The following is an 18,884-nucleotide window of genomic DNA, read 5'->3' on the forward strand; positions in this document are numbered from 1 at the left end:
TATTAAATAGCTACAGCCTATTTGCAACTTTCTAAGTTTTTTATCGATATTCCGGAACATCAAAGTAAAGTGTATAGCCGTCCAGCAATGAATACAGGCTGTACATGCGGTTTACTTGTTTGTACGCCCAGCCGATGTCAGTTGCGTATTGATGTGTCGCTGTAGCTGACCATCTCATTTTGTACAGTGTGTCCTGATTGTAAGCTGTGTTGTGGATATACGATGAGCCTATGAATTTAGCTCCGCCGATAATGGCCGCTTCTGGTGTGAACCAGCCCTGTTCGTACGCATATTTGGCTCCGTAGTAATTCGGATTGCTGTCGTATGCTCCAATTCCATACATGTTGTATACGGTTTTTCCGTTATAGGTTAATCCATTGGCTAAGGCGGATGTCCCGTTTCCTGTTTCCAGAAGAGCGTGTGAGATTAAATACAGTTCGTTGATGCTATATTGATTGGCGGCATCGATAAATGCCTTTGCTCTCCCTGTCAGGATGCCTTTACCCGCAAGCACTTTCTGATTGACCTCAGTAACGCTGAGGCCCGCTGTCTGTGACAGCTTGAGAAATTGGAAGTAGTATTTGCTGTCTCTGGTAAAGTTATTTGGATCCACGTATTGAACTACTTCATCACTGCTTGCGTTTCGCCAGCCCAAATTGATCTTAGCCCAGCCGTTTATCTGTCCGATGATTTTCACTTTATCGCCTTTTTTAAATTGGCCGATCACGTTTGTCGGGCTGACTTCCGGCGTTGACCGGATATTTAGTACATCAGCCGTAACGGTTGATGTTGCTGTATTAATGTACGTGAGCGATACGTAAGCCGCTCCGTCTGTTTGCGGACTTACTGTCATTTGTTTTTGGACCATATCACGAAGCGAGAGATTGTAATTTGTTTTCATGATTTGCGGGCCGTTTTTGATCTTCACGATAGATGATGTCCATCCGTATAATTGTTTTAGCTTCGTTGATGCCGCAGCAGCTGTATCATTGCCTGTGAACTGCTCATTTACGCTGATTTTAAAAAGCGTATTGCTTTTCGTTGTATAGCTCGGGGTTACACTTTTCGATTTAAGATAGGTTAACCCATTGTTCAATGCTGTTTTGCTGCTGAGCTGTGTTGTCACGATTTTGTATTGTGTATATGCAGTCTGGCCTGTTTTTGATGTTGTGACTGCGATTTTATTTTGTTTGAAAAATGTTAAAACGCGGTCAATCTCTTCTTGGCTGATGATAGCTTCAGTTGTGATTTGGTAGCTGCTCGCAGCTGTCTGACCGGTTTTCTGGCTTGCTGCTGATATATGATTCGATTTGAAAAACGTGAGTGCCTGATTGACTTTCGTTTGATCAAGCAGAGATTCGGTTGTGATTTTAAACGTGTCAGCTATTTGTTTTTTGACGGATTTCGCAGAAGCACTCAGCTGATTTTTCTTTAATATGTTCAAACCCTTTGTGACCTTTGCTTGATCTGATGTTTCTTCTGAAATGAGCTGATATTGATTTTCTGCTGTTGATCCAGCTGCTGTTTTTGCAGCTTTTACTTTTTTCTGAGCAAAGAAGGCTGCTGCTTTGTTTGCTTGCTGCTCGCCTAAAATCTTTGCCGTCGTGATTTGATAAGCTGCAGACGTTGTCGTTTTTTTGACGCTGGATGACGTGTAATGCCATTTTTTCTTTTTAAAGAAAGTGTCTATTTTTTGGAGCTGCTGTTTTGTTATCCCCTTCATATTCACGGTATATGATGTGCTTTTTCCAACCTGTTGATAACTGCCGGATACGCCGGTGTTTTTCTTGATTTGGTTGATGGCATCCTTTACTGTATTCAGTCCTTTGAAATAAGCTGATTGGACATTGTATGACTCAACGGTTGTTTTTTGATTGATGGACTTGTAGCTGCCTGTGATGCCAGTGCTTTGTTTCAGCTGCTGCAATAGAGTCTTGGCATTCGCTTCACCTGAAATGGCAGCAGTTGTGAACGTATAATAGGCTTGCCCTTTCACTGTTTCCTTTAATGATGCCTGCAGCCCAGATTCCTTTTGGAAGGCGTTTTTGATCTGCGCTGCTCTGCTGTCTCCCACGATTGTGCCAGACTGAATGGTTGTGACAGACACCGTGTGTGTGATGGGCTGATACGAGCTTTTAATCCCCGTTTGCTTGGCCAGGCTCTGGATAAGCGCCTTGACTTTTGTCTCATCAGCAATGTCTGATGTCATGACGTTCATATAGGGCTGAGCTGCTCCGTAAGCTTTTACAGCGCCAGCCACTCCCGTCTCCTGTTTCAGCTTTGCTAGGATAGTGTTGGCCTGTTTTTCTCCGGAGATGGCACCTGAAGAGATGGTGACATATGGCTGTTTGCTTCCAACAGGACTTGACGTTCCTGTAATCGATGTCTGTTTGGCGAGTCCGCTCAGTATTGCTTTCGCTTCTGATTCGCTATGAATGCCTGAGGCGGAAATTTGGTAGGTCGTTGTTGTGCCTGAAGCCTGATAGGATGCATCCCAGCCAGTATCTTTTTCCAGTTTGGCGACAGCTTGTGAGGCTTGGCTTTCTGTACTGAACGTATTCGACGGCTCTACTTTATATAGTGAGTAGTCGGTATACGCGGCTGCCTGGGCAGAACCAGATATGGCAAAAAAGGCAAGGGACGCGGCGGATAGAAGCATAGGTGCGATTAGTCTCTTTTTCATTCCTTCTCCTCTTTCTTATTCTATGAGTATATAAAACTAGTTTATTTATCGGCACGCGCATGCTTCATTTATAGGTGAATCACTTCCATTTTCTAATAAAAAAAAACTTAATCTCGAAGTGAGATTAAGTTTAAATATGCGACACGATAAGGGTACAAGTTCCTTTTATCGTAAAATCGGGCATTTGAGCCGGCAAAATAAAGTGATCGCCTTTTTTGAGCGGACATGTTTTGTCCTCATCCATGAGCAAACCGCTTCCTTCTATCACGCTGCAAATCAGAAAGGATTCATCCTGAGCCATTTCAGCTTCGCCATTGATGTCCCATTTATACACCGAAAAATATTCCCCTTGGACAAATGTTTTAATGGTTATTCCTTTTCTTGATTCTGTCGATTCATCTATATACCCGTCCACATGGGGAACCGTGGCGGCATTGACCGCTTTGGCAAAATGAAGCTCTCTCGGACTTCCGTTGCTATCAACCCGGTCATAATCGTACACCCGGTATGCGGCATCTGAATTTTGCTGAGTCTCTAAAACAAGGGCCCCCTTGCACAATGCATGCAGCGTTCCGCTCGGCACATAATAAAAATCACCCGGTTTAATTTTGATTCTTCGCAGCAGGCCCTCCCAGTCACCGCTGTTGATCATTGTGACAAGTTCGGTTTTTGAGCGGGCCGTATGCCCGTAAATGATTTCTGCGTTTTCCTTACAGTCGATAATGTACCAGCATTCCGTCTTGCCGAGTTCTCCCTCTTCGTTTTCTCCGGCATAGTAATCATCAGGGTGAACTTTAATTGACGTATCTTCCCTCACATCCAGCAGCTTTGTCAGAAGCGGAAACCGATCCCCCTCTACGCCGCCGAATACTTCACGGTGCTCTTCCCAAAGCTCGATTAATGTCTTTCCTTTATACGGGCCATTTGCAACAGTGCTCGGTCCTTTTGGATGAGCGGAAATGGCCCAGCATTCCCCCGTTGATTCTGAAGGAATACTGTATCCAAATCTATCTCGTAAAGCGGTTCCGCCCCAGATTTTTTCTTTAAACACAGGCGTTAGAAAAATCGGTGATTGCGTCATGATCCGTACCCCTCCCCTGTAAATAACTGATCATCATTTTCCCGGTGCGCCCCTCTTACAAACGCCCGTATAAGCTGTCTTTTTTCCGATGACAACATATGTACAAAGCATCATCTTTTCACTACCCCTTCAAAGAAAACGCTTCCTATCTATTATATCACGTCGAAAAGAAGCTTTGTTTCAGCCTTTTCCTCGATAAGAATAATTCTCCTTTTTTGATACAAATTAATAAAAACCGTCAATCTGTTTACGAAGGAGAGAAACTATGCAAATCGACTCTGATCTCCAGAACAATTTAAACACACTGAAAAAAACATTGGGACAAAACGACGATATGATGTTTTATACATTTGCTTTCGGAGATAGCAGACAAAAGGCGTGTTTACTGTATATTGACGGTCTGACAGAGAATAAAATGCTGGCGCAATACGTCATTTCTCCTTTACAAAAAGAGGCGTTAGCCCATAAGGAAAGCTCGATTGAAGACTTATCCGCCTTTTTTTTCGGCTTTCACCACAGCGTTGTTTCTACAATGAAAGAAATAGAGCAACTCGTTTTTTCAGGTCAAGCCATTTTGCTCGCTGATGGCTATCGCGGAGGATTAGCTTTCGACACAAAGTCAGTCGCAACACGCAGTCTTGATGAACCCTCCTCCGAAGTCGTGGAACGCGGCCCTAAAATAGGATTTATTGAAAAACTGCGGACAAACACTGCGCTTATACGTGAACGGACGAGTGACCCTAATCTTGTCATCAAAGAAATGACACTCGGAAAAAGGACGAAAAAGAAAATCGCTGTCGCTTATATTCAGGATATCGCCCCCGATTATGTCGTCAAAGAAGTGTTTAAAAGGCTGAAATCAGTCAATATAGATAATTTGCCGGAATCGGGGACGCTTGAACAGCTGATTGAAGACGAACCATTTTCAATTTTCCCCACGATTTTAAGTACAGAACGGCCAGATCGTGTAGAGGCTGCTCTATTAGAAGGACGAGTATCCATATTAGTGGATGGTACGCCGTTTGCTTTGATTGTACCGGCTACGGTTGACGAATTTATTCATTCGCCCGATGATTACAGCCAGCGCTGGATCCCAATGTCACTTGTACGCCTTCTTCGTTATTCCAGCATCCTGATCACCATTTATTTGCCCGGTCTGTATATTTCTCTCGTTTCTTTTCACACCGGGCTGTTGCCGACTAGAATGGCCATTTCCATTGCAGGCAGCAGGCTTAACGTACCGTTCCCTCCTTTTATAGAGGCCTTTATCATGATCTTTACGATCGAATTGATTCGAGAAGCCGGATTAAGGCTGCCTAAGCCGATTGGACAGACAATTGGCCTTATCGGCGGGGTCGTCATCGGACAGGCAGCTGTTCAGGCACAAATTGTCAGTGCGCTTATGGTCATTGTCGTTTCTGTCACAGCACTGGCATCCTTTACCGTTCCTTCATACGCCTATAACTTTCCGCTGCGGATCATTCGGATCGGGGTTATGATAAGTGCAACAGCGCTTGGCATGTATGGCGTTATAATGGTTTATCTGTTTGTGATCGGCCATCTCATGCGCCTGAAAAGCTTTGGACAGGATTACATTATCCCGATCATGGCGCAGCCTGGACAGGATTTGAAAGACACAGTCATCCGTATTCCCACGATGTTTTTAAAAAGAAGACCGACACGAAACGATCCCGAAGATAACATCAGACAAAGGTGATGGCTATGAGGAAATCAGAGCATAAACTGACATTTATGCAGACGCTCATTATGATCAGCAGCACACTGATCGGTGCCGGGGTGCTGACCCTTCCCCGCTCAGCTGCCGAAACCGGCAGTCCGAGCGGATGGCTTATGATACTGCTGCAGGGCGTTATTTTTATTATCATTGTTCTGCTTTTTTTGCCTTTCCTTCAAAAAAACAGCGAAAAAACCCTTTTTAAGCTCAACAGCATTGTAGCTGGAACATTCATCGGCTTTCTATTGAATTTATATATCTGTCTATATTTCATTGGGATTGTTTGCTTTCAAGCTCGGATTTTGGGAGAGGTTGTCGGATTCTTTTTGTTAAAAAATACGCCAATGGCAGTTGTGGTGTTTATATTTCTTGCAGTTGCCATCTATCATGTGGGCGGAGGCGTTTATTCAATTGCAAAAGTATACGCTTATATTTTTCCTATAACCCTTATTATTTTTATGATGCTTTTGATGTTCAGCTTTCGCTTGTTCCAGTTCGATTTTATCCGGCCTGTTTTTGAAGGAGGCTATCAAAGTTTTTTCTCTTTATTCCCAAAAACACTTTTATATTTCTCAGGATTTGAAATCATCTTTTATCTCGTCCCATTTATGAGAGATCCGAAGCAAGCGAAAAAGGCTGTTGCTTTTGGGATCGGGACTTCTACAGTGTTCTACAGCATTACTTTGTTCATTGTGATTGGCTGTATGACTGTGGCTGAGGCAAAAACGGTGACATGGCCGACCATTTCCCTCATCCACGCATTAGAGGTTCCGGGTATTTTTATTGAACGATTTGATTTGTTCTTACAGCTGACCTGGACAGCTCAGCAATTTACCTGTATGCTCGGATCCTTCAAAGGCGCCCATATCGGGTTAACGGAAATCTTTCATCTAAAAAATAAAAACAATGCTTGGCTGCTGACTGCAATGCTGGTTGCGACGTTTTTCATAACGATGTATCCCAAGGACTTGAATGACGTGTTTTATTACGGGACGCTTCTTGGATATGCTTTCTTAATTGTGATTGCAATTCCATTCTTCGTCTGGCTTTTAAGCTGGGTACAGAAAAAACTTGGGAGGAGTCAGCTGCAATGAAAACAGCAACAAAACTCGCAGTCATGTTTCTAATGCTGCAGGTTCTCTGCGGGTGCTGGGATGTTAAAAATATTGAGAAACTATCCTTTGCCAGAGGGCTGGCGATTGATGAGACAGATGATCACCAGTACAAACTGACGTATCAAAACCTTCTTCCCCAAAGCGAAGACAGCCAATCATCCGGAAAACCCGAATTTGTTAATGTGACGTCCTACGGGAAAACGATCCTGGAAGCAGTCAGTGACGTATCCATCAAGGACCCTCCTGTTTATAGCGATCATTTAAAAGTGATTCTTTTGGGAGAAAAACTGATGAGGAATCAAAATGTAGACCAAGTCTTCAACCACTTTATCCGGGATGATGAGCTGCGGCGAAGCAGCTATTTGATGGCAGCCCGAGGGAATGCAGCTGATGTTTTCACAAAAGGAAACCCCAATCAGCAGCAGCCGATGCCCTCAGAAAAACTGATTGATTTGACAACTCACAGCGGATATAACGGTAAGATTATGATACCGCTGCGCATCGGCAGAGCATCTATATACTCTCAGAACGGGTACAGTTATCTTATTCAAGCCGTGAAAAACCAAAAGGGAAAAGCCAAGTATGACGGTTCAGGCGTTATCAAAAGAGGCAGCAATAAACTCGTTGGGTTTCTTTCAGCTGATGAAACCCAAACACTGACATGGGTCATGGGGACGATCCAAGGCGGTGTCATGCCAACGACAGATAAAGGACATCCGATTACGTTTGAAATTAAAAAGTCGAAAACGAAAATTAAGCCCGTCATTGAAAACGGAAAGCCTGTCTTTCAGATTTCTGTTAAAACAAAGGGCATCCTGACAGAAGACCAAAACCCGAATGAAAACTCCTTTAGCAAAAGATATTTGCACAGGCTGGAGAACATTTTTGAGAAAAAGCTTGAACGAGACGTAAAGCAGGTAATGGATAAACTGCAGCACGAGTATAAAACCGATCCGGTCTTTTTATCAGACCACATAAGGATTCAACACCCTGACTACTGGAATAAAGTAAAAGGGCATTGGGATGAAATATTTTCTGAGGCTGATTTTAAGTACGATATTTCTTTTAAAATCATTAACTTTGGCACGGTGGGAAAGTAAGCAATCAAAAGGGTGCGCATGATCGCGCACCCTTTTTTATGTTCCGACAGTCTGCTGTTTTCCGGCCGCTCCTCCCTGTCCGTTTTTGTCCCGTAAATCCTGCTCAATTTCTTCAAGGCTTTTTCCCTTTGTCTCTGTCACTTTAAATCGAACAAATAAGAACGCCATGATACCGATCGCGGCATAAATCAGGAATAAATAACTGATTCCGATCGCTTCCATTAATATTGGATAGGTTAGTGAAACAATCAGTGTCCCAACGTGCAACATTAAGGTCGAAACACCGGTCCCGATTCCTCTGACGTGAAGGGGGAACAATTCAGGAAGCATCACCCACACAACAGGTCCCCAGCTGACCGCAAAGACAACGATAAACACGCCTAAACAAATGACGGTCGTCCATGAGGCAGCCGGAGTGTTATCGAAAAAGAGATTTACTAAAGCGAGAACGATCAAGCTGATCACCATTCCCGCATTCCCGAATAGCAGTAAAGGCTTTCTTCCAATCTTGTCGATGATTTTAATCGCTACTAATGTCATGACAACATTGACTGTGCCGATTCCGACCGTGCCTAAAATCGAAGCGGAGTTTCCGAATCCGACGTTTGTAAAGGTCTTTGGCGCATAGTAGATGATCGTATTCGTTCCGATAAATTGCTGCAAAAAAGCGAGTCCCAAACCTGCAATAAGCGCTGGGCGCACCCATGGATCGAACAGCTCCTTCAGGCCGCCTTCATCCTGCTTTTCCGCTTCTTTTATATCATGTATTTCCTGATCAATATCTTTTGTGCCACGCAATTTTTTAAGAATTTTCTTCGCTTTGCTTTCTTCGCCATTCGTGAACAGCCAGCGCGGGCTCTCCGGCATAAACAAAATGCCAATGAGCAAGAGCAATGACGGCACAGCAGCCAATCCAAGCATCCAGCGCCACGCTTCGGCATCGGCAAATATGTAATTGACAATGTAAGAAAGAAGGATGCCGACCGTGATCATCAGCTGATTCAGTGATGACAGCGCCCCGCGTTTATGTTTTGGCGCCAGTTCAGATAAATAAAGGGGCACGATTGTCGTCGATGTTCCGACTGCAAGTCCCAAAATGATGCGAAACAGCACCATGATTCCCGTATTTGGGGCCAGTGCCACACCAAGACCGCCTATACAAAACAGCAGCGCGGCTGCCATAATTGCTTTTTTTCTTCCGAAACGGTCAGTCAGCTTGCCGGCCGCTCCTGAGCCTAATATCGCCCCAACCAGCAAGGAGCTGACAACAAGACCTTCTGTAAACGCGTTTAAGCCTAACTCCTTTTTCATAAATAAAATAGCTCCGGAAATCACTCCGGTATCATAGCCATATAACGCGCCTCCAAGAGCTCCGAAAAAATAAAGCCATATATTTGACTGCTTTTTCATAAAAATGACTCCCTTTCTCCATCAGCTGCAATGACATTGTCTGTGGGATTTTTTTAGAAATCTTTTAGCCTCTTTTTCCGGCTATTAAACCTTTTTATTTTGCTGATCATAGGTTTTCCAATCATTTACTTGTATTTTTTTCAATGTCACTGAAACATTTTACCTGCTGCGGCGTCCAATATAAGGTGATTCAGCACATCATCATTATCAATTTTCAAAAACAAGAACTTATAAATATAGGAATATTTATCGAAAAATGTCTTTCGAGGAGTTGCCCCATGGCAAATAGAATGGTACGCTTCAAATATTAAAGAAACGTGAGGTATTGATATATGGAAGAACGATCACAGCGCAGAAAGAAAAAAAGAAAACTAAAAAAATGGGTGAAAGTTGTTGCCGGTTTAATGGCTTTTCTAGTCATTGCGGCAGGCTCTGTCGGCGCCTACGCTTTTGTAAAGCTGAACAATGCTTCTAAGGAAGCTCACGTCAGTCTTGCACGCGGAGAACAATCCGTAAAACGGATCAAAGAATTTGATCCTGGAAAAGATTCATTTTCTGTATTGCTCTTAGGAATTGATGCCAGGGAGAAAAACGGCGAGACCGTCGATCAGGCAAGAAGTGACGCGAATGTGCTGGTTACATTTAATCGGAAAGAAAAAACAGCTAAAATGCTGAGCATTCCGCGTGATGCCTATGTAAACATCCCAGGCCACGGGTATGATAAATTCACACATGCTCACGCTTACGGCGGCGTTGACTTAACTGTGAAAACAGTTGAAGAAATGCTGGATATTCCAGTCGATTATGTCGTAGAAAGCAATTTCACGGCTTTTGAAGACGTCGTAAACGAGTTAAATGGCGTCAAAGTAACTGTAAAAAGCGATAAAGTCATTCAGCAAATCAAAAAAGATACAAAAGGTAAAGTCGTTCTTCAAAAAGGAACACATACGCTTGATGGGGAAGAAGCGCTCGCTTACGTAAGAACACGTAAAGCGGACAGTGACCTTTTACGCGGGCAAAGACAAATGGAAGTGCTGAGCGCCATTATAGATAAATCAAAATCATTGAGCTCAATTCCGGCTTATGATGATATTGTGGATACGATGGGGCAAAATTTAAAAATGAACTTATCTCTTAAAGATGCCATCGGCCTGTTCCCGTTCATCACTTCATTGAAATCAGTTGAGTCTATTCAGCTGACGGGTTATGATTATGAACCTGCCGGAGTCTATTATTTCAAATTGAATCAGCAAAAGCTGCAGGAAGTTAAAGAAGAGCTGCAAAACGATTTAGGTGTATAATGAACGGGATGGCGATTACGCCATCCCGTTTTACATATTTCCTTATTGAAAATTATCAAAGTAACGATTAGCCTTAATTTATATGGATTATGTTTCACAGGCAAGCTGAACATACTACACGAAGCAGCTTCATTTTTAAGGAGGTTCCCCTACATATGAAATGTATTGCGATTGATCTTGACGGAACATTACTGAATAAAGAAAGCGTCATTTCTGCGGAAAACAGAGAGGCGATCAAGCGGGCCGTTGATGCCGGCATCCTCGTCACCATTTGCACGGGAAGAGCGACATTTGATGTAAAAGCGCTGCTGAATGACTTGGACATCCCTATCATTGCAGCTAATGGCGGTACGATCCATGACACGGGTTACCGTTTGATCAGCCGGACATTAATGGATCAGGAAGCCGGTAAAGCGATTGCTGATTACTTACTTTCAAAAAACATTTATTTTGAGGTATATACAGATGACCATCTGCTATCTCCTTTTGACGGCGAAGCTAAGCTGCACGCGGAGCTTGACATTCTAAAGAGCGCAAACCCAAACGAGCAGACGGATGAATTGTGGCAAGGAGCCATGACTCAATTCAAACAGTTTGGCATTAAACCAATCCCTCATATCGAATCGGTTTTTGACGGGAGTGAAAACATTTATAAGCTTCTTTGCTTCTCCTTTGATATGGACAAGCTGAAACAAGCGAAGGAAGAACTGAAGCATCATAAAAAACTGGCTCAAACCTCTTCAGGAAAACATATTATCGAAATCCTGCCGGCCTCGTCAGGAAAAGGACGCGCGTTAACAAAGCTCGCTGACCTATACGGAATTGAACCACAGGATATCTATGCGATCGGCGATAGTCCAAACGATTTATCCATGTTTGAAGTCGCCGGACACCGTATCGCCATGGAAAATGCGATTGATGAATTAAAAGAAAAAAGCACCTTTGTCACAAAAAGCAATGACGAAAATGGTGTGGCCTACTTTATAGACCAGCTTCTTTCAGGACAATATGCATAAAGAAAAGACTCCAGAGATTGGAGTCTTTTTCTTTTATTGCACCCGTATACTTCCTGCGTATTTATCCTTCCAATATGTGCTCGTGTTCATATTGATGATGGTCACGCCGTTTGATAATGTGACATGAACAACTTGTCCGTTTCCGATATAGATGGAGGGATTTAAGCTTGTTGATTGAAAGAACACAATGTCTCCCGGCTTCAGGTCCGCCTTCTCAATCTTAGTTCCGGCATTGTACTGGCTTGTTGCGTATCGAGGCAGGGAAATACCAGCTGCTTTCTGGTAGACATATTGGACAAATCCAGCTGTATCAAATCCTGTCTCAGGTGTTACTCCGCCCTGTTTGTAAGGCACTTCTCCGACATAAAGCGTCGCTTCGGAAACAATCGGATTTTCTTTCGGGATTGTCAGGTTGTCAAATCGGCGAATACCCGTCATCTTCGATTTCCAGTAATCCTCTGACAAATAGGAAATGGTTACTTTTTCTGACCGGCTTGCCTGAATGAACCTGCCTGCGCCCGCATAAATGCCTGCATGTGAAATTCCCGTTTTATACGTATTGCTGAAATAGACGACATCACCAGGCTTTATGTTCTGATGGGCTACCTTCTCGCCCACTGCCCACTGCTGTTCGGCTGATCGCGGCAGATAAATGCCGAGTGCCTGTTGAAACACATATTGCACAAGCCCCGAGCAATCAAAGCCCTCTGACGGCGTGCTTCCGCCAAACACATATGGGACACCGATATATTTTTCAGCCTCCTGTACGACAGGAACATCAGCCGTTGCCGGATCGGCAGCGATTCGTCTCGCCCCGATATAAGTTCCGCTCCAATAGCTGCTTTTTTTGTAATTGGTGATGATAACCCCTTTTGACTGTGTACTGTGAACCATTTGGCCGTCTCCGATATAAAGGGCGTCATGTGTCGGAACAGTACCGGTGCTTCCCTCTTTCTTGAAAAACAAAATATCACCCGGCTTCAGGTTTTCCGGCTTTACAGCTGTTCCGATTTTATACTGGTCGTTTACAGATCTCGGCAGATGAATATCAGCCTTACTGAACACATATTGTATCAATCCTGATGGATCGAAACCCTCTTTCGGCGTTTCCCCGCCATATTTATACTGATATCCAAGCAGGTTTTTTGCTTCGCTGACAATCAATTCTGATGATGTATCAGCTTCCGCAATCTCCGCTTTTGTCATAATTGGAACCAAAAAACAAATGATAACCGCCACAAGCAAAAACTTCTTCCAGTTTGCCAGTGTGTTCACTTTTATTATCTCCTCCTCTTTTTGCAGTTTTAACATCGGTATTTTTTTGAATATGTTAAGAGACTTTTTGATATTTTTACAGAATGAATATGCTGGGCAAATAAAAAGAGAGTGTCTCATCAGACACTCTCTTTTTTGAATTATTTATTGGCGTTTACCGGTTCTTCCTGCTGTTGGATTTTATTCATTTCCATATCAATCTTCTGTTTTTCCTGATCTGTCAGCTGATCATTGAATTTAAAAGCTGACATAAACATGAACACGATGGCTACGGCAACAAATGGCCAGATGGCTTTGACAAATTTCATCTTTATCACTCCGTTTATTTAGATTTTAGTTTGTCACTATGATCAATATCAAACGTCAGTTTTCCGTCTTCTACTTTCCAAGCGAAATTAGAGTCTTTCGTCAGTTCGCGAATAATGGTTTTCTGTTTAAGGCTGTCTTTTTTCACAGGTGCAGGTGTCGCTTCATGGATATCGATCGGTGTCACTTCAAAGCGGCCTGTTCCATTTTTCTTCAGGTGATACTGAACCAGTGCACTGTCTCTTGTTCTCGTCCAGCCCTGGTCAAAGACAAAGTTGCCGAGGCTGTAGAAAATGACGGTTCCGTTATATACTTCAATCGGTTCTAAGACGTGCGGGTGATGGCCGACGATGATGTCAGCTCCCGCATCAGACATGGCTCTTGCAAGCTGGCGCTGGCGGTCATTTGGATCATTGTCATACTCTTGTCCCCAGTGTGACTGCACAACAACAATGTCCGCATGTTTTTTCGCTTCTGAAATCATAGGGATGAAGATTTCAGGATCTGCGGGCAGCACGCCCGGCGTATTCTTTTTAGCCGAGAAACCTTTCCCGGACACATCGGTAAAGCCAAGCGTCGCAATCGTTACCCCGTTGACTTTCTGGTACGAAATTTTCTTTTTCGCATCACTTAAGCTGTATCCCGCTCCAACGATATCAAGGTTTTGCTTCGCAAATTCTCCAAGTGTATCTTTCATGCCCTGAACGCCGTAATCCATTGCGTGGTTGTTGGCGCTGTTGAGAACTGTGAAATTCATGTCCTTCAAGACTTTTACTGATTCCTTATTCGTCTGCAGATGAATCTTTTTATCTGCTTGTTTATAATTCTTTTGATAGGTTACCGGGTTTTCAAAGTTTCCTGCTACATAATCCGAAGCTCTAAAGATCGGTTCAACATATTGAAAAATACTGTCTGCCCCTTTTTGCTCCGTTACTTTTTCAACATAGCGTCCCATCATAATATCGCCTACAAATGAGGCTGAGAGTACGTCGTCAGAATACGTTTTGACCTTCGGCGTTTCCGCTTTTCCCGCCCACATGAAAGCGAACATAAGGACAAAAACGATCGGAATGGCAATAAATACGTGCTTATTGGTTTTCTTTTTTTGCTGTTTTGTCAGCTTTAGCAGCTTTTCATGAAAGCTCAGTTCTTTTTTCATCGTTTGACACACCTTACATTAAATTAAGTAGTAAACAAACATGATTGCAAAGGTCGCTCCGCTCAATAGCAGCGTGCTTCCGAACGTAATAGTTAAACCTTGTTTCTGAATGGTATTGGCAATTAAACCTGGCACGATGATGCCGATTCCTCGAAATTCTGCGATTTCAAATGGTACAATCGGGTATAGAAAATCAAACGCGATTTTCAGGACGATCCCTGTTATCAGCATGGCAGCGAATTTTCTGCGTCCGTACAAAATCATAAATTTGGATAAACCGTATTTCACAATAACATACGTGAGCAAGCTCACTAGCAAAACAAGTAAAATAAAGACCGGCTGATTAAACACAAGTCCTAAATATCCCGGTACAACAAGTCCTGCCGGCACGATCCCTGTTTTTTCCGCAAAAATTAAACTGAGTAGTACACCTAAAATTAGTGCGATGTATAAATCTGATCCGAACATGTCTGCATTTCCCCCTAGCTTACGAGCTGCTTTACCTTGTATTCGTGGATTTTTTCAATTAAAGGCTCTGCGGCACCATGAATATTGCCGACGCCATATATGACACGGTTGTGCATTCTTTTCTTTAACAATTCCATAATTTCATCTGTTGACTTATACTCTAGATCATGCAGTTTGTCTGCAGGAATTTTGCCTTCTTCGTAGGCTTTTACGATCGGTTCTGTTGTTTCACCGATTAAGATCAGTTCACTTGCTTCAATATAAGGCAATACGTCATTTGCGAATTGCTGTGTCCGATCGACACGGTCTGCGCGGCAGTTCATGATGATGATCGGATCATCGGTCGGGTAACCGATTTCTTTTACACGTTTCCATATATTCAAAGTAGAAGAAGCGTCGTTTGCGGCAAACCCATTAACAAAGTGCCCAGGCTCGCTCGGACTGATCAGCGGAAGAATTCTCATTGCTCCCGGATCTGGCGGCGCATTCAGCATTCCCTTAAATGCTGTTTCTTCGTCAATGCCGAGTGCTTGAGCCACACCCAGCGCCAGAGAAGCGTTATCAGGGAATACCATGTATTCAAATTTACGTAAATATTCATCTGTAATTTTTGAGTTATCAGCAATGATGACTTTTGTGTTTCGTTCTTTTGCTTTTTGTTTAAAGAACTCGGTATATTCACTATCTGTAATGACAAGATGGCCATTATAAGGAATTGTAGCGGTAAACGCTTCTGCAATTTCATCAAGCGTCGGCCCCATGACATCCATATGGTCTTCTAAAACATTCACAATGACGCCGATATTGGCCTGCAGAAGTTCTTCCTGAAAGATGATTTGATAATCTGGGTTAACAGCCATGCATTCACTGACAATCGCGTTAGCCCCTCTTTCTACTGTTTCTCTCATGACTTCTTTTTGCTCTCCGATATTCGGCCCCTGAGGTTTCCGTTTAATCGGCTTTTCCTCCGGTGTGTCCCAGTAAATCATTCTTGCATCTGTTCCTGTTGTTTTTCCAACAGTCTTGTAACCGGCTTCTATTAATATTCCGGTTGTCAGCCTTGTCACAGTCGATTTTCCGCGGATGCCGTTAATATTCACCCGAACAGGGAGGGCATCAATGTTTTTCTGATGTCGTCGTTTTTCTAATATTCCGATGACCAGTATGACAGCACAGGCTATAATGAGTAACCACATTGCTTTTCGACATCTCCTTCTATATTGTTGTAAATTCATTCATCAGTATATAGAATCACTATGAATTCTCAATCGGCATTATGTAACATAATCTTCCCTAATCGACTAAGCCAAACTTCTCTTTTGAAAGAGATTTTATACCTACAAACTGTTTTCTATTTTTGGAAAACAGCAGGACTTACACCTTATCACTTTTTTTAAAAATCGAAGAGAATGCGCTTTCATTTTTCTCCTGATATCCTTCTGGACGTATAGTCACACCCCGCTGTTTGTATTTAATATGCATTTCAAATCAATCTTTTTTCAGCCTGTGTTATCAAGCATCTCCTGCTATCATGCGTGTTTCCGGTTCTTATGAACACAAAATAGTTTTATCCTGTTTCTTAAGGACAAGGTCATAATGTCATCCTTTCTGCATGGAAGCGGCAATATTAGGCCCATTCCAAAATGACTAATGGGACCAGCCATGAAAACGCTAAACATACGAGTCCGAATTCTCTAACATAATTAAACATTTTCTGGGATGATAGTCTTTTCTGTTTCTCACCATTTACAGGTCTAAACGCATGACTTTGAAACAATTTTAATAAAACTTAATATTTGTTCAAGAAATCTTCATCCATATTTGTGAAGACTTTGTCAAAAAAAGAGTGAAAACCTTAAATTTTTCAATTATATATACAATTTACAAGTAGATTTCTTTTGATATTTTTATTGCTAACTTCGGATTGTTCATGATAATCTATCTATGTAAACGGTTACATAAACAAGGAGGAGCTGTTTTGGCTACAATTAAAGATGTCGCCGGAGCGGCGGGCGTTTCAGTTGCGACGGTTTCCCGCGTCCTGAATGATAACGGCTATGTACACGAAGAAACGCGAACGCGTGTCATAGCTGCGATGGCGAAGCTGAACTATTACCCGAATGAAGTCGCCAGATCTCTATATAAAAGAGAATCCCGACTGATCGGACTTTTGCTCCCGGATATCACAAACCCTTTCTTCCCCCAGCTTGCCCGCGGTGCGGAGGATGAATTGAACCGGGAAGGCTATCGCCTTATTTTCGGCAACAGTGACGAGGAATTGAAAAAAGAACTTGAATACCTTCAAACCTTTAAGCAAAATCATGTCGCAGGCATTATTGCCGCAACAAATTACCCGGATCTCGAGGAATACAGCGGCATGAATTATCCAGTTGTTTTTCTGGACAGAACACTTGAAGGGGCTCCTTCTGTGTCCAGTGACGGCTATACAGGAGGAAAGTTAGCCGCTCAGGCTATCATTCACGGGAAAAGCCAGCGCATTACGCTCTTGAGAGGACCCGCTCACCTGCCGACCGCTCAAGATCGATTTAACGGTGCTTTGGAAATCTTAAAGCAGGCTGAAGTTGATTTTCAGGTCATTGAGACGGCTTCATTTTCAATTAAAGATGCACAATCGATGGCGAAGGAGCTGTTTGCCGCTTATCCAGCGACAGATGGTGTGATCGCAAGTAATGATATTCAAGCCGCTGCCGTTTTACATGAAGCATTGCGGCGCGGAAAAAACGTGCCGGAGGACATTCAAATTATCGGCTATGATGACATTCCGCAAAGCGGACTTCTGTTCCCGCCACTTTCTACAATTAAACAGCCCGCATATGATATGGGGAGAGAAGCTGCCAAACTGCTTTTGGGTATCATCAAAAAACAGCCGCTGGCAGAAACGGCAATTCAAATGCCTGTCACCTATATAGGAAGAAAGACGACAAGAAAGGAAGATTAAGATGCGTAATATTTGTGTGATTGGTAGCTGTTCTATGGATTTAGTGGTCACCTCTGACAAACGCCCAAAAGCCGGTGAAACGGTTCTTGGCACGTCATTTCAGACTGTGCCGGGCGGCAAAGGAGCAAATCAGGCCGTTGCCGCAGCCAGACTTGGGGCGCAAGTGTTTATGGTTGGCAAGGTTGGAGACGATCATTATGGAACAGCTATTTTGAATAATCTCAAAGCTAACGGCGTTTGCACTGACTATATGGAACCGGTTACACATACGGAAAGCGGAACCGCTCATATTGTGCTTGCTGAAGGCGACAACAGCATTGTCGTTGTCAAAGGCGCGAACGATGACATCACCCCAGCGTATGCGTTAAACGCACTCGAACAGATTGAAAAAGTCGATATGGTGCTGATTCAGCAGGAAATCCCAGAAGAAACGGTTGATGAGGTGTGCAAATACTGCCATTCTCACGATATCCCGATCATGCTAAACCCAGCACCGGCCCGCCCGCTCAAGCAGGAAACAATTGATCACGCCACCTATCTGACGCCGAATGAACACGAGGCTTCGATTTTATTCCCTGAGCTTACCATTTCTGAAGCTCTGGCGCTTTATCCGGCAAAGCTCTTTATTACGGAAGGAAAACAAGGCGTCCGCTATTCGGCTGGCAGCAAAGAGGTGCTCATCCCGTCCTTCCCTGTTGAGCCCGTTGATACAACCGGAGCCGGTGATACGTTTAACGCAGCCTTTGCCGTGGCCCTGGCTGAGGGAAAAGATATTGAAGCCGCATTGCGGTTTGCCAATCGTGCCGCTTCCCTTTCTGTCTGTTCCTTCGGTGCCCAAGGCGGAATGCCGACAAGAAATGAAGTAGAGGAGCTGCTTTCATGAAAAAACACGGTATACTGAACAGCCATCTTGCCAAGATTTTAGCAGACCTTGGCCACACTGATAAAATTGTCATCGCGGATGCCGGACTGCCGGTTCCTGACGGCGTTTTGAAAATTGATCTTTCACTGAAGCCGGGCCTTCCGGCTTTCCAAGATACAGCGGCAGTGCTCGCTGACGAGATGGTCATCGAAAAAGTCATTGCTGCAGCTGACATAAAAGCATCCAATCAGGAGAATGCGAAGTTTCTAGAAAATCTTTTCTCTGAACAAGAGATTGAATACCTTTCTCACGAGGAGTTTAAGCTGCTGACAAAAGAAGCAAAGGCAGTCATAAGAACAGGAGAATTCACACCATATGCCAACTGCATCCTGCAGGCGGGTGTGCTTTTCTAGA

16 protein-coding genes are annotated in these 18,884 nt (G+C 43.4%); 8 read left to right on the top strand and 8 right to left on the bottom strand.

Features of this window, described 5'->3' with window-relative positions; all coding sequences use genetic code 11:
* Positions 1-40: 40 nt before the first annotated feature.
* Together lytD and manA are read right to left on the bottom strand one after the other, a co-directional pair.
* Entirely contained in the window at positions 41-2,683 is a 2,643-nt protein-coding gene (lytD, locus tag M1D65_RS17770; RefSeq protein ID WP_456270664.1) for a beta-N-acetylglucosaminidase LytD, read from the bottom strand.
* Between the two features lie 130 nt (positions 2,684-2,813).
* The gene (manA, locus tag M1D65_RS17775) at positions 2,814-3,764 is read right to left on the bottom strand and encodes a mannose-6-phosphate isomerase, class I (protein ID WP_456270665.1); all 951 of its coding nucleotides are present in this window, start codon (positions 3,762-3,764) and stop codon (positions 2,814-2,816) included.
* A 265-nt stretch (positions 3,765-4,029) separates the two neighbouring features.
* On the opposite strand from manA, the gene gerBA reads away from it, so the two are divergent.
* The 3 genes from gerBA to gerBC are packed head-to-tail and all read left to right on the top strand — an operon-like array spanning position 4,030 to position 7,714.
* On the top strand, positions 4,030-5,481 hold the full coding sequence (gene gerBA / locus M1D65_RS17780) for a spore germination protein GerBA (RefSeq protein ID WP_038829878.1): 1,452 nt from the start codon (positions 4,030-4,032) through the stop codon (positions 5,479-5,481).
* Between the two features lie 5 nt (positions 5,482-5,486).
* Positions 5,487-6,593, top strand: coding sequence for a spore germination protein GerBB (gene gerBB / locus M1D65_RS17785; protein ID WP_038829877.1), 1,107 nt, complete (start codon positions 5,487-5,489; stop codon positions 6,591-6,593).
* The gene (gene gerBC, locus M1D65_RS17790) at positions 6,590-7,714 is read left to right on the top strand and encodes a spore germination protein GerBC (protein ID WP_049140496.1); all 1,125 of its coding nucleotides are present in this window, start codon (positions 6,590-6,592) and stop codon (positions 7,712-7,714) included. The genes gerBB and gerBC overlap by 4 nt, the downstream gene beginning before the upstream one ends.
* Positions 7,715-7,750: 36 nt before the next feature.
* On the opposite strand, the gene M1D65_RS17795 is transcribed toward gerBC, so the two are convergent.
* A complete protein-coding gene (locus tag M1D65_RS17795; RefSeq protein WP_456270666.1) occupies positions 7,751-9,124 on the bottom strand; it encodes a sugar porter family MFS transporter in 1,374 nt (457 codons plus the stop codon).
* Positions 9,125-9,456: 332 nt separating this feature from the next.
* Here M1D65_RS17795 and tagT point away from each other — a divergent pair, with 332 nt between their 5' ends.
* Positions 9,457-10,425 carry a polyisoprenyl-teichoic acid--peptidoglycan teichoic acid transferase TagT gene (gene tagT, locus M1D65_RS17800; protein WP_014478157.1) on the top strand — a complete coding sequence of 323 codons (969 nt, stop codon included), beginning with the start codon at positions 9,457-9,459 and terminating at the stop codon, positions 10,423-10,425.
* Positions 10,426-10,580: 155 nt separating this feature from the next.
* Positions 10,581-11,441 carry a 5-amino-6-(5-phospho-D-ribitylamino)uracil phosphatase YwtE gene (gene ywtE, locus M1D65_RS17805; RefSeq protein WP_003227900.1) on the top strand — a complete coding sequence of 287 codons (861 nt, stop codon included), beginning with the start codon at positions 10,581-10,583 and terminating at the stop codon, positions 11,439-11,441.
* 33 nt (positions 11,442-11,474) lie between these two features.
* On the opposite strand, the gene pgdS is transcribed toward ywtE, so the two are convergent.
* From pgdS to pgsB, 5 genes are all read right to left on the bottom strand, one after another.
* Entirely contained in the window at positions 11,475-12,716 is a 1,242-nt protein-coding gene (pgdS, locus tag M1D65_RS17810; RefSeq protein WP_456270667.1) for a gamma-DL-glutamyl hydrolase, read from the bottom strand.
* A gap of 140 nt (positions 12,717-12,856) precedes the next feature.
* Positions 12,857-13,024: an extrachromosomal elements maintenance protein EdmS gene (gene edmS / locus M1D65_RS17815; protein ID WP_003227896.1), complete on the bottom strand. Its 168-nt coding sequence runs from the start codon at positions 13,022-13,024 to the stop codon at positions 12,857-12,859.
* 14 nt (positions 13,025-13,038) lie between these two features.
* Entirely contained in the window at positions 13,039-14,181 is a 1,143-nt protein-coding gene (gene pgsA, locus M1D65_RS17820) for a capsular polyglutamate synthetase PgsA (protein ID WP_213419166.1), read from the bottom strand.
* 18 nt (positions 14,182-14,199) lie between these two features.
* Positions 14,200-14,649 (bottom strand): poly-gamma-glutamate biosynthesis protein PgsC, encoded by a 450-nt coding sequence (gene pgsC, locus M1D65_RS17825; protein ID WP_003227889.1) that lies wholly within the window; start codon positions 14,647-14,649, stop codon positions 14,200-14,202.
* Positions 14,650-14,663: 14 nt separating this feature from the next.
* A complete protein-coding gene (pgsB, locus tag M1D65_RS17830) occupies positions 14,664-15,845 on the bottom strand; it encodes a poly-gamma-glutamate synthase PgsB (RefSeq protein ID WP_003227883.1) in 1,182 nt (393 codons plus the stop codon).
* A 782-nt stretch (positions 15,846-16,627) separates the two neighbouring features.
* Between pgsB and M1D65_RS17835 the strand changes: the two genes are divergently transcribed.
* The 3 genes from M1D65_RS17835 to rbsD are packed head-to-tail and all read left to right on the top strand — an operon-like array spanning position 16,628 to position 18,883.
* Complete coding sequence (locus M1D65_RS17835) at positions 16,628-17,608, top strand: LacI family DNA-binding transcriptional regulator (protein ID WP_015714821.1); 981 nt, start codon at positions 16,628-16,630, stop codon at positions 17,606-17,608.
* 1 nt (position 17,609) lies between these two features.
* Positions 17,610-18,491, top strand: coding sequence for a ribokinase (gene rbsK / locus M1D65_RS17840; RefSeq protein WP_015251074.1), 882 nt, complete (start codon positions 17,610-17,612; stop codon positions 18,489-18,491).
* Positions 18,488-18,883 (top strand): D-ribose pyranase, encoded by a 396-nt coding sequence (gene rbsD, locus M1D65_RS17845; protein ID WP_021480755.1) that lies wholly within the window; start codon positions 18,488-18,490, stop codon positions 18,881-18,883. Before rbsK ends, rbsD begins: the two co-directional genes overlap by 4 nt.
* Position 18,884: the final 1 nt, after the last annotated feature.

The organism is Bacillus sp. JZ39 (assembly GCF_053903145.1).